Source organism: Ensifer sp. M14 (assembly GCF_003355565.1).
Classification (GTDB): Bacteria; Pseudomonadota; Alphaproteobacteria; order Rhizobiales; family Rhizobiaceae; genus Ensifer.
In genome coordinates this window covers 2,108,168-2,119,445 of record NZ_QJNR01000004.1, presented here as the reverse complement: position 1 = coordinate 2,119,445, position 11,278 = coordinate 2,108,168, and the positions used below count along the sequence as shown (strand labels likewise).

Sequence of the window (11,278 nt, the reverse complement as noted above, 5' to 3'; positions counted from 1 at the left end):
TTACCCTTTCACCGCGCCAAGCGACAGGCCTTCGACGAGGTAGCGCTGAGCGTAGAGTGCGAGCGCCAGCGTCGGCGTGACCGAGAGAACGATGGCCGAGGCGATCTGCCCGTATTGGATGCCTGAAGAGGTGATGAAGGCAAGCGCGCCCACAGTCACCGGCTGCTTGTCGGCGGACGCCAGCACCAGCGCGAAGACGAAATTGTTCCATGCGAAGATGAAGGCAAGCAGGCCAGCCGCGGCAATGCCCGGACCGGCAAGCGGCAGGGCGATCTTGCGGAAGGTCGCAAACCAGGAATGGCCGGCGATGCGGTAGGCGTATTCGACGTCGGCCGAGATATCCTCGAAATAACCGCGCACGATCCACAGGATGAGCGGCAAGCAGATGAGCTGGTAGACCCAGATCAGGCCGAAATAGGTGTTGGAGAGACCGAGCCATTGGAAATACTGAGTGAGCGGCAGCAGCACCAGCAGCGGCGGCGCGAAGCGGAAGGACAGAAGCGTGAACGCGATGTCCTCCGACCCCTTGAACTTGTGGCGGGCAAAGGCATAGGCCGCGGGAACCCCGAGCACCAGCGCCACCGCCACCGAGGCGGTCGACAGGAAGATCGAGTTGCCGAGATTGCGCATAAAAGCGATGTCGAGCGTGCCGGCTGCCGTCTGTAGCTTGCCCGTGATCAGCGCTGCATAGTTCGACAGCGTTGGCGAAAACACGATCGACGGCGGGATGGCCAGGATGGTCTCATTCGTCTGGAACGACATCAGGAAGATCCAGAAGATCGGGAACATGAAGAAGACAACCACGAGCGTCAGGGCGAGAGCGCGCAGGACCCGTTCGATGGGAGACATGGTTTCCATTTGAACCTCCTTACGCTTCGCCGCGAGCGCGTTCGCGCAGACGCAGCCAGTTCTTGATGAAGACGTTGGAGAGCGCGTAGGTGATCGCCCACAGGATGATCAAAAGCGCTGCCGAACGGCCGACATTGGTCGACTGGAAGAAGTTGAGATAGGCCTCGACCTGGAAGACGGTCAGCGTGTTGCCAGGCCCCCCTTGGGTCATCGCATAGATGATGTCGAACTGCTGGATGCTGTCGAGCAACCGGAACAAGGTCGCCGTCAGAATATAGGGCGTCAGCATCGGCAAGGTGATGCGGAAGAACACGAAGCTCCTCGGCACGCCGTCAAGCGCCGCCGCCTCGAAAGGCTGGGTCGGCAGCGACCGGAGACCGGCCAGAAGCAGGATCATGATGAAGGGCGTGTAGACCCAGATATCGACCAGAACCACGGTCAAAAGTGCGGTATCGGGTGACGAGGCCCAGCGGAAGTCGTGCAGCCCGATCAGGCTTGCGAGATAGCTGAGAATGCCGAAGCTCGGATTGGTCATCAGCTTCCACATCAGCGCCGCCAGCGCCGGCGCGATCATCAGCGGCAGAAGCAGCATGATGGAGATGAAGTTGTTGATGGTGGAGCGGCGCTGCAAGAGCAGCGCGATGCCGAGGCCGAGCAGCAATTCCAGCGTCACGGTGATGCCGGCATAAAGCAGCGATACCTTCAGCGTGTTCCAGAACGCCGGGTCGGTGACGAAGTTCAGGTAGTTTTCGCCCCAGTTGAACTGGCGAGCCCATGGCTGGCTCAGCCGGTAGCGCTGGAACGAATAGATAACGGCCGTGAAGAAGGGAATGAGAATGCCGATGCACACCAGAAGCGCCGGCAGGCTCAGCACATAGGGAAGCATCTTCCTGCTGATCCTGAAACCTGACGCCGGTTTGCGGAGGGTTGCTGTTGAAGCCATGTCGAGCTCCGTTCTCTATTCTTGAAGAAAGCACGCGGCACGCGAGGCGTTTTTGCGCCCGCGCCAGTCCATCGGCATCTCAGGTTGTTTTAACGGCTGTAAGCCGAACTTGCGGGACGCCCGACGCTCAAGTGCCTGTTTGCGTTCATTTGAACGCGCGGCTCTCAAGTCGCCGGGCATCGCTTGGGAGGCCTATCAGCCGAGACCAGCTTCCTTCAGCTGGCGATCGATGCTTTCGACGAGCTGGTCGAGACCTTCATCGACCGGCACCTGCTTGGCGACCATCTTTTGCAGCGTCGCCGCCCATTCGGTGGTCACGTCGAAGAACAGCGGCTGCGCGGTGAAGTGGATCTTCGCGCCCGGTGCGGAAATGTCGTGCATCTCCACATAACCCGGATAGCTCTTGTTCAGCCGCTCGCGGAAGATCTCGTCCTTCCAGACCGATGCACGAACCGGGTTGACGAAGTCCATCTTGGTTGCGCCGAAGATGGCATGCTCAAGGCCGGTCGCCCATTGCAGGAAGTACCAGGTCGCGTCCTTGTCCTTGGCGAAATTGGACATGGCAAGCGACCAGATCCAGATATTCGGCGTCGGCGCGGAAGCGGCGGGGTTGGCGGCGAACGGCGCGTATGCCAGCTTGCCGGCCATCTTGTTGTCGCCGCCATTCATGAAGTAACCGAGAATGTCGGCATCGTAGATCATGGCGGAGGCGCCGGCGCCGAGATCGGTGCCGACCTGGTACCAGGTGTAGGTCGACCAGTCCTTCGGCCCACTTTCCTGGATCATTGATACCCATTTCGTGTGGAAAGCCTTGGATTCGGCCGTATTCATCGCTGCGGAAAGCTTGCCGTCCGCCGAGACGTTCAGGTCCTTCTGGCCGAAATTGGCGTAGCCCGAGAGGAAGCCCGGATGGATCGTCGCCCAGGAGCGCGAGCCGCGCACGCCGATGCCGTAGACACCGCCGCCGACATCCTTGGTGAGCTTAGCCGCAGCAGCGGACAGTTCGTCCAGGTTCTTCGGAACAGCGACGCCGGCCTTGTCGAACATTTCCTGGTTGTACGAGAGATTGTTCTGCTCATAACCCCACGGAATGCACCATTGCTTTGCATCTTCCGAACCGAGCGCCCCGCCCGGCTGGCCGTTCCAGGCGCAGGAATTCTTGACGCCAGGCAGGAAGTCGTCCCAGGCATATTGCGGGTTGGTCTTGGTCGGATCCTTGATCCATTCGTTGAGATCGGTGATCCAACCGGCAGGGCCATAGGTCCAGGTCATGTAGGCGCCGGTCATGAAGGCGTCGTATTCGGCTGAACCCGAGGAAAGCGCTGCCGTCACCTTGTCGAAATAGACGTCTTCCGGGAACACGTCATAGGTGACTTCGATGCCGGTCAGGTCCTTGAAGGCCTGAAGGTTGGCAATCATCGCATCGGCATAGGGATGCTTGTTCAACAGGAGCTTCAGCGATTTTCCGGAATGGGCCTTCCAGTCGAAGTCGGCGGCCAGCGCCTGGGTCGACATCATGTTGAAGAGCGTGCCGGCCGTGCCGGCCGCAATGCCCGCGGCACCGAGACCCTTGAGCAGGCCGCGACGATCTACCTCTCCGCGCAGAAACGCGCTGATGAGGTCTTTCTCCTTCTCGTACATAAGTCTTCTCCTCCGTTGCGGGTATGATTGCATCATGCGATCACCGGCTACCCGACCGGTATTCCTCCCCTTGAGATCTTAGAGCGACACCTCTTCGCCCTCGCCTCTCGATCTTGTCAGACACTCCTCATTTGACGCCGGCGGCGAGCGCCCGGGCCGTCTTTTCATCGGTGATGAGCCCGCTCAAGAGGCCGCTGCCAAGCACGGCGCGAATGGCGGGCGTCTTGATCTTGCCGCCGGCAACCGCCACCGTGCGGCGGTCTCTCAGGTCGTCACGGCTCAAAGTGAAGGTGCGGTTGGACAGCGTCGTCTCGATCGGGCGGCCGTCCTCGTCGAAGAAGTGGCCGAGCAATTCGCCCTTGCCGCCGCCTTTTTGAATTTCCTCGATCTCGCTCATCTCGATCATGCCTGTCGAAACCAGCGACGCCTCGCGCTCCGCGGTGCCGATGCCAACCATCAGCAGATCGGCGGTCTTGGCGAGATCAAAGACCTCGCGCACGCCGCGCTGGCTGAAGAGCACATCGCGGTCCTCGACGGTGTTGGCAAAGAACGGCACGGGCATGACATAGGCTTCGGCACCGGTGCGCTCCGCCAGCCGGTGGATCACGTCATGCGGGTTGGCCGAGAACTTGCGGGTGAGCCCGCCGAGCAGCGAGACGAAGCGGGTGTTATTGCTGGTGGTGCGCGGCAGGTATTCGACACAAGCCGCCAGCGTGCGGCCATGGCCGACGCCGACGAGCGACGTCTCGCCGCGCTCGATTTCGCGCTTGAGGAACTGGGCGCCGGATATGCCGAGCGCCTTCAGCGGCAGGTCGTCGGCATCGAAATCAGGAACGACCTCGCAATAGTCGAGGCCGTAACGTGCCGAGAGCTTCTGCTCCAGCTCGACGCATTCCGACACCTCGCCGTCGATATAAACCTTCACCAGACCTTCCTGGTTGGCCTTCATGATCAGCCGGTGGGCTTTGAGCGACGTCAGCCCCAGCCGCTTGGCAACCTCGGCCTGGGTCAGGCCGCCGGCGTAGTGCAGCCAGGCAGCGCGCGTTGCCATGCTCGTTTCGTCGTCGCGAAGGTTTGCACCGCCGATGATCGCCATCGTTTCCACCCGGATCTCTTATGTTGCAGTGCGTGATAAATTTTGCACCGCATGATATTTTTATCTCGCTGATGAAAGAAATTTCATGCGGTGAAAAAAATGTCAAGCAAGAACGTGCGAAGGCACGATCACGGTTTATGGATCGGCGGAGAGTGATGTGGATTAGGGCGCGTTTGATGCGGGTGTCAGGGAGCCAAGAGCCGATGCCAAATGCTGGCTGGAACAGCACAAATCCGCAGCGAGGGCTTGAATGCATCGCTCGTCGGCGAAAGCGGAACCAATCCATCAACGATAGGAATGCCGGTTAAACAGCTGCCACGAGCGGGCCGGACGCTGAGGAAAAGCCCGTCACAGGAATCCAGTCAGCCCAAGTCTTTGGGCTGAAAAGGCTTTTGACCCTGATGACGCCGAGCCGCTGGATCCCCGCCACAAGGGCGAGGAGGAGGGAGAGTGGTATGCACAGCACCTCAAACAAGGCATTCTCAGCAGCTTCTCCCAAACGCTGACCGACCAGACCGCCGGCTTGCGACTCAGCCCTTACTGGCCGAGATTGCGCAGATAGAGCGAGAGAAGCTGCGTCTGCGAGGAAATGCCGAGCTTGCGGTAGACATTGCGGCGGTGCACCTTGACCGTGCCGGTCGAGATACCGAGCTTCAACCCGATCGATTCCGACGAATGCCCCTGCAACACCAGCTCAATAATCGAGGCTTCGCGCTCGGTCAGATTGAGGTGCTGCCAGACACCATCCGCCGGCGGATGTGTGGACTTCCGGCGGCTGCGGCCGGTCTTTGCCAATGCCGCGTCGAACCGGCGGCCGAGATCGGCCCAATGGTGGCGCACCAGTGCCGAGACCAGCGGCTCAACCTTCTTTAACAGAGTGAATTCCGCAGGACTGAAAGACCCGGTCGCCTCGCGCCGCATCAGCGACAGCACGACGGTGATCTCGTCGCTGATCGGCACGAAAAAGCCGACCTCCTCCGCAAGCCCCGTCTGCACGTAATAGGTCCGATAATACTCGCTGGAGAAAAACCGGTCCGGCGCCCGCTCCCGCATGCGCCAGACGCCCGGTTTGCCCTCGCAGGCAGCATGGTAGAACGGATCGAGCAGATAAGGGCCGGCCTGGTAGAGGCTGACGAACAGCACGTGATCCCTAGCATTGAAGGTGCTGTAGAGGTCAATCGGCCGTTCCTTGCCGCGATAGGCGAAGACAACAACATAATCGAATGTCATCAGCGTCGACATCAGTTGCCGATAGGTCGATCCCACAGCCTCGTCTTCCATGGGCGCCCCGTCGACCATGGGCGCCAAGACCTGAAATAACCCCTCGAGATCGATGCCCAAACCGCTCTCCCGCCGATCCGGCCCTGTTTAGGGGTATACTCCTCCCACAAGCCAATTCGCGTTGAAATACCTCTCTCGGGGTATATACCGGCACCGGGCGCTTTGACTAGGCTGCCTGTCAATGACGGTGGAACGCCAGGGCATCCGAGCCTTGGCGGTATCCGACAACAACCGCAGGGAACAGACGTGACATCCGCTTCGACGAACGACATCGAGTTCCGTTCGGTCGCCAAACGCTATGGCAGCGTGACCGCCGTTTCGGACATCAACTTCGCGGTGCCCAAGGGCGCCTTCATGGCTCTGCTCGGCCCTTCCGGCTGCGGCAAGACCACCTGTCTGCGCATGATCGGCGGCTTCGAGCAGCCGAGCGAGGGCACGGTCTATATCAGCGGCGAGGCGATGAACGGCGTTGCCGCCTACAGGCGCCCTGTTAACATGGTGTTCCAGCAGTATGCGCTGTTTCCCCATCTCGACGTCGAGCAGAACGTCTCCTACGGCCTGCGGCAGATGCGGCCGCGCATATCGGGCGCCGAGATTTCGCGCCGCGCCCAGGAGGCGCTGGAGATGGTCCGGCTCGGCGGCTTCGGCAAGCGCCGGATCCACGAAATGTCCGGCGGCCAGCAGCAGCGTGTCGCGCTTGCCCGCGCCATCGTCAACAAGCCGAAGGTGCTGCTGCTCGACGAGCCTTTGGCGGCACTCGACAAGAAGCTGCGCACCGCCATGCAGATCGAGTTGCAGACGCTGCAGCGCGAACTTGGCATCACCTTCGTGCTCGTGACCCACGACCAGGAAGAAGCGCTGTCGATGAGCGACTTCGTCTGCGTCATGAACGCCGGCCGCATCGTCCAGGTCGGGCCGCCACAGGAAATCTACGATCGCCCTTCAAGCCTGTTCGTCGCCGATTTCGTCGGCAAGACCAACCGGATCGAAGCAACCGTCGACAATGGCGGCACTTCGATCCTGTTTGCCAACGGCACGCGCTTTGCAGCCCCTTCCGCCACCATGCCGAGCCTCGGTCCTGCCACGGTCGCGTTGCGCCCCGAGGCGATCAGCCTGAAACGCAACGGAGCTGCCGGCAGCGCCGCCCTCGCCGGAACCGTCACACACCGCATTTTCCTGGGATCGTCGGTCGAATACTCCGTCGATGTCGACGGCCTCGGCGATTTCCTCGTCACCGCCGATCGCAGGGCGCTCGGCGACGGCGATCTCGTCGAGCCTGGCGACAAGGTCGGCCTCGCCTTCGATCCCAACGCGCTGCACGTCTTTCCGGCCTGAGATCTCTTCCCGGCCCAAGCCGGCCGGGACCTTGCATGAACGTCAAACGATAAAGGGAACAGCGTCATGACCAAATGGTACAGAGAAAATGCCCCGATTACCGCCGATAAGCTTGCCGACGAGCTGATGCGCCTGAAGCGCGGTTCGGTCACCCGCCGCCACTTCCTCGGCGTCACCGGGCTTGGCCTTGCCACCGCGGTTCTGGCGCGCCAGCCCGGCCTGTTCAGCTCGACGGCGTTTGCCCAGGATCTCGGCAGCCAGATGTCGATCGCCACCTGGCCGAATTACCATGACCCCGCCACTTTCGAGGCGTTCCAGGCCGCAACCGGTGTTGCCGTCGAGGTCAACGTCTTCGGCTCGAACGAGGAAATGCTGGCCAAGCTCCAGGCCGGCGGCACCGGCTGGGACCTGTTCGTGCCCACCAACTACACCATCTCCACCTATGTAAAGCTCGGCCTGATCGACGAGCTCGATCTCTCCAAGCTGCCGAACTACGACGCTTCCACCGAAACCGCGCGCTTCACCAACGAAGGCGTCGTCGACGGCAAGACCTATGCCGTGCCGAAGAACTGGGGCACCACCGGCATCGCGCTCAACTCGAGCAAGATCAAGACGCCGGTCACCAGCTGGAAGGACTTCTTCGAGGTCGCCATGACCGAGGCCGACGGCCGCGCCATGGTCCACGACTACCAGCTCACCACCATCGGCAACGCGCTGGTCTCGCTCGGCTATTCGTTCAATTCCACCAAGCCGGACGAACTCGCCAAGGCCGAGGAGCTGCTGATCAAGGTGAAGCCGCATCTCTACGCCATCAACAGCGACTATCAGCCGTCGATGCGCGCCACCGACGCCTGGATGACCATGTGCTGGACCAATGACGGCGCGCAGCTCAACCGCGACATGCCGGAAATCCAGTTCGTGCTCGGCAAGGACGGCGGCGAAATCTGGTCGGATTTCTACGCGATCCCGAAGAGCGCCGCCAACAAGGCGGCCGGTTATGCCCTGCTCAACTACCTGATGGCGCCGGAAAACGCCGTCAAGGAGCACATCGCCAATGGCGCACCGACCACCGACAGCCGTGTGCTGAAGCTGCTGCCGGCCGACGTCACCGGCAACAAGATCGTCTATCCCGACGACGCGTCCCTGACGCCGCTCGAGTTCGGCGCTGCGGTGACCCTGACCGACCCGGGCCGCGCCGAGCTGATGGCGCGCTTCAAGTCGGCCTGATCAGTCACGTGCTTGCCCACGCGGAGAGACAGTGCCCTCCTCCGCGTGGTGAGTGTCTCTGGTCTGCGCGATGAGGCGCCCCTCATCCGGCCTGCCGGCCACCTTCTCCCCGTTCTGACGGGGAGAAGAGACAAGCGGCAAGCTCCCTGCCCCCCGCTTTTGCCGGAAGAGAGGGACCGAGCGGACGCAACGCATCCCCTTCGCCCCGCCTGCGGGGAGAAGGTGGCCGGCAGGCCGGATGAGGGGCTTCCTCACTGCGCCGATCGGGCCGAAAACACTGATGAAACTCGAACGGATGACCTTTATGCCCGCGGCAACAAACACGAAAAGAAACCTGGTGACGGCAGCGCTGGTGGCGCCGGCCGCAGCATGGCTGATGATCTTTCTCGTGCTGCCGTTCATCGCCATGCTGGTCTTCGCCTTTGGCGAGCGCGCGCCGGAAGGCGGCTATCAGGCGGCCTTCACCTTCGCCCAGTTTGCAAGGCTGCCGACACGGGCGGCCGCCTTCTGGAATACGATGGTGCTGGCGCCGGTCGGTGCGCTCGTCTGCCTGCTGGTCGCCTATCCCGTTGCCTACTACCTCGCCGTCAAGGCCGATCCGCGCTACCGCCTGATCCTCGTGTCGCTGGTGGTCGTGCCCTTCTGGACGAGCCTGCTCGTGCGCACCTATGCCTGGATGTATATCCTCGGCTCGCGCGGCATTCCGAACCTGTTGTCGATGATCGGCCTTGAAGACGTGCGCCTGTTGAATACGCCCGGCGCCGTGCTTCTCGGTATCGTCTATGGCTACCTGCCGCTGATGATCATGCCGATCTATGTCAGCCTCGAAAAACTCGATCGCCGGCTGCTCGAAGCCTCCGCCGATCTCGGCGCCAAGCCGGTGTCGACGTTCTTCGGCGTCACCCTGCCCCTGTCGCTGCCGGGCGTGATGACCGGCGTGGCGCTTGTCACCATCCTCTTGCTGGGCGAATACCTGATCCCGCAGCTGCTCGGCGGTGGCAAGGTGTTCTTCATCGGCAATGCGCTGGTCGATCTCTTCCTGCAATCGCGAAACTGGCCCTTCGGCTCGGCAATCGCCGTGACGCTGGTCGCCGTAGTCGTGGTGATCCTGATGGTGGCAATGCGCATCGCCTTCCGGGTCGCCGGCACAAGACAGGTGGATCTCGTCTGATGCGCGCCTTCATCTCCTCGGTCTACATCTTCCTCTATGCGCCGATCGCGCTGGTCGTGTTGTTCTCGTTCAATGCCGGGCGCAGCGCCAGCGAGTTCACCGGCTTTTCGACCGCCTGGTACGGCAAGGCGCTCGGCAATACCTTCCTGGTCTCGGCGCTGCAGAACAGCCTGATGATCGCCTTTACCAGCGCCACGCTTGCCGCGGTCTTCGGCACCATGGCGGCGCTGGGCATGGAGCGGCTTGCCCCGCGCAACCGGGCAATCTTCGATGCGCTGTTTGCTGCGGCCATCGTCGTCCCCGGCGTCGTTATCGGCATCGCCACGCTCGTTGCGCTCGTTGCCGTCTTCTCCTTCGTCAATCCGGCGTTGGCAACGATCTGGCCGGGCGATCAGCCGCCACAACTCGGGCTCGGCTATGGCTCGATCATCGCCGCCCACGGCCTGTTCTCGATGGCGCTCGTCACCATGATCGTAAAAGCGCGCATCGCCAGCCTCGGGCGCGATATCGTCGAAGCATCGAGCGATCTCTACGCGACGCCGCTCACCACCTTCCGCCTGATCGTGCTGCCGCAGATCCTGCCGTCAATCCTCGCCGGCTTCCTGCTCGCCTTCACCTTCTCCTTCGACGATTTCATCATCGCCTTCTTCGTCGCCGGCTCGAAGACGACACTGCCGATCTACGTCTTCGCCTCGATCCGCCGCGGCGTGACGCCGGAAATCAACGCTATCGCGACGCTGGTGCTCGTCGCCTCGCTGCTTTTGATCCTGACCGCCCGCATCCTGATGCGGGATAAGAAACCGAAATCCGGGGAGTGAACAGATGATCCTGCAAGATCGGGTCGCTATCGTGACCGGAGCGGGCTCCGGGATCGGAAAGGCAGGCGCTGCCATCATGGCGCGCGAAGGCGCCCATGTGGTCGTTATCGACCGCAGCGTCGAAGCTGGTAGCCTGACCGTCGACACCATCCGCGCCATGGGCGGCAAGGCGGAGGCTGTTGCGCTCGACGTCACCGACGACGCCGCCCTTGCCGACGGCATCGCCGATATCCTCTACCGTCACGGCCGTATCGACATCCTGCACAACCACGCCGGTGCGCAGGTTGCCGGCGATCTCGAAGAGGTCGAAGTCTCCGGCTTCGACCGCTCGTGGAACCTCAACGTACGCGCCCACTTCATGGCCGCCCGCCTGGTCATGCCGTCGATGAAGGCCGCCGGCAGCGGCGTCATCGTCAACACCTCCTCATCGTCAGGCGTGCTCTACGACCGCGAGATGATCGCCTATACCACCACCAAGCACGCCGTCATCGCCATGACCAGGCAGATGGCCGGCGACTACGCCCGCCATGGCATCCGGGTCAACGCGCTCTGCCCCGGCTGGGTCGATACGCCCTTCAACGACCCCTTCATCGCCCAGATGGGCGGGCGGGGCGCAATCGAGGCCTATATCCGCGAAAAGGTCCCGCTCGGCCGCTGGGCCAGCGTCGAGGAGATCGCCGAGTCGATCCTGTTCCTCGTCTCGGATCGCTCGTCCTACATGACCGGCCAGATCCTGGTGGTCGATGGCGGCGAGACGGTGGTGTGATGTTTGAACGTGCCGGGCGGCGGCACATCCCGCTTCGTCAGGTCGGTGAGTACCGTAGCAGGTCCGTAGCGATCCCAACCTTCCTCGTTCCTGTGCCCGTCACAGGAATCCAGCCACGGCGCGTCCGCGCCGTGAATAGCTCTTGCCAGGC

10 protein-coding genes are annotated in these 11,278 nt (G+C 62.2%); 5 read left to right on the top strand and 5 right to left on the bottom strand.

What is annotated here, in order from left to right; translation table 11 throughout:
• The 5 genes from BLJAPNOD_RS10120 to BLJAPNOD_RS10100 form a co-directional block, all read right to left on the bottom strand.
• Positions 1 to 858: a carbohydrate ABC transporter permease gene (locus BLJAPNOD_RS10120; protein ID WP_077499844.1), complete on the bottom strand. Its 858-nt coding sequence runs from the start codon at positions 856 to 858 to the stop codon at positions 1 to 3.
• A gap of 10 nt (positions 859 to 868) precedes the next feature.
• A complete protein-coding gene (locus BLJAPNOD_RS10115) occupies positions 869 to 1,792 on the bottom strand; it encodes a sugar ABC transporter permease (protein ID WP_077499842.1) in 924 nt (307 codons plus the stop codon).
• A 195-nt stretch (positions 1,793 to 1,987) separates the two neighbouring features.
• Positions 1,988 to 3,433, bottom strand: coding sequence for an extracellular solute-binding protein (locus tag BLJAPNOD_RS10110; RefSeq protein WP_077499840.1), 1,446 nt, complete (start codon positions 3,431 to 3,433; stop codon positions 1,988 to 1,990).
• Between the two features lie 127 nt (positions 3,434 to 3,560).
• On the bottom strand, positions 3,561 to 4,529 hold the full coding sequence (locus BLJAPNOD_RS10105) for a sugar-binding transcriptional regulator (protein ID WP_077499838.1): 969 nt from the start codon (positions 4,527 to 4,529) through the stop codon (positions 3,561 to 3,563).
• 537 nt (positions 4,530 to 5,066) lie between these two features.
• On the bottom strand, positions 5,067 to 5,870 hold the full coding sequence (locus BLJAPNOD_RS10100) for a LuxR C-terminal-related transcriptional regulator (RefSeq protein WP_115419702.1): 804 nt from the start codon (positions 5,868 to 5,870) through the stop codon (positions 5,067 to 5,069).
• A 186-nt stretch (positions 5,871 to 6,056) separates the two neighbouring features.
• Between BLJAPNOD_RS10100 and BLJAPNOD_RS10095 the strand changes: the two genes are divergently transcribed.
• The 5 genes from BLJAPNOD_RS10095 (at position 6,057) to BLJAPNOD_RS10070 (ending at position 11,127) form a co-directional block, all read left to right on the top strand.
• Positions 6,057 to 7,145 carry an ABC transporter ATP-binding protein gene (locus BLJAPNOD_RS10095; RefSeq protein WP_115419701.1) on the top strand — a complete coding sequence of 363 codons (1,089 nt, stop codon included), beginning with the start codon at positions 6,057 to 6,059 and terminating at the stop codon, positions 7,143 to 7,145.
• 66 nt (positions 7,146 to 7,211) lie between these two features.
• Positions 7,212 to 8,372 carry a spermidine/putrescine ABC transporter substrate-binding protein gene (locus BLJAPNOD_RS10090; protein WP_115419700.1) on the top strand — a complete coding sequence of 387 codons (1,161 nt, stop codon included), beginning with the start codon at positions 7,212 to 7,214 and terminating at the stop codon, positions 8,370 to 8,372.
• A gap of 304 nt (positions 8,373 to 8,676) precedes the next feature.
• A complete protein-coding gene (locus BLJAPNOD_RS10080; protein ID WP_115421233.1) occupies positions 8,677 to 9,543 on the top strand; it encodes an ABC transporter permease in 867 nt (288 codons plus the stop codon).
• Entirely contained in the window at positions 9,543 to 10,361 is an 819-nt protein-coding gene (locus BLJAPNOD_RS10075; protein WP_115419698.1) for an ABC transporter permease, read from the top strand. Before BLJAPNOD_RS10080 ends, BLJAPNOD_RS10075 begins: the two co-directional genes overlap by 1 nt.
• Before the next feature lie 4 nt (positions 10,362 to 10,365).
• The gene (locus BLJAPNOD_RS10070) at positions 10,366 to 11,127 is read left to right on the top strand and encodes an SDR family oxidoreductase (RefSeq protein WP_115419697.1); all 762 of its coding nucleotides are present in this window, start codon (positions 10,366 to 10,368) and stop codon (positions 11,125 to 11,127) included.
• Positions 11,128 to 11,278 lie beyond the last annotated feature (151 nt).